The 687-nt window shown below is 67.7% G+C and carries 1 protein-coding gene; it reads left to right on the forward strand.

What is annotated here, in order from left to right; all coding sequences use genetic code 11:
• Positions 1 to 571 (forward strand): transposase (locus DW136_RS09825; protein WP_369831845.1); only part of this gene is annotated, 571 nt, incomplete at its 5' end.
• Positions 572 to 687 lie beyond the last annotated feature (116 nt).

The raw sequence follows: 687 nt of genomic DNA on the forward strand, positions 1-687 counted from the left end.
TGAACTGCATCCCATTTCTTGGACTTTGAAATTAAGGTTCGAGAAAAGGGAGGCATCGGAAATGCCCCGCAGGAAGAAGGCAAGATACGGTCGCGAGATGAGGGCACGCGCCGCCGACCTGTTCGAGGCCGGCCTCGGCTTCGAACTCGCGGCCAAGATGCTCGACGTTCCCGCCCCGGCGGTGAGAAAATGGCTCTACGCGTACCGGGCAACCGGGAGGAAGGGGCTGATCGGGATGGGCGAGAGCCGCAGGACCTACGACATGGAGACCAAGCTCGCCGTCGCGAGGGCCGTCGTGGACGAGGGGATGCCGCGGTCGGAGGCGATGGCCCGCTTCGGCATCGCCGCCGCCACATCGCTCGACCGCTGGTGCAGGCTGTACCGCGAGGGCGGGCCGGAGGCGCTCGAGCCGGGACGCCGCGGCAGGCCGGAGGGCCCCGGGGGGCGGACGCGCGAGCGGGAGCTCGAGGAGCGCGTGCGCAAACTCGAGGCCCAGGTGGCGTATCTAAAAAAATCGATAGCCCTGAAAGCGGAGAAGAGCTCTCGAACTGGGAGAAAGCCCAGGTCGTAGCCTCCCTTTCAGGGCACCACCGCCTATGCGACCTGCTCGCGGCCGCGCGGCTCGCGCCGTCGAGCTACCACTATGCCGTGGCGCACCCGCCGAGAGCGACCCGGCCAGAGCTCCGG

Source organism: Collinsella sp. AM12-1, from assembly GCF_003472325.1.
Lineage (GTDB): Bacteria > Actinomycetota > Coriobacteriia > Coriobacteriales > Coriobacteriaceae > Collinsella.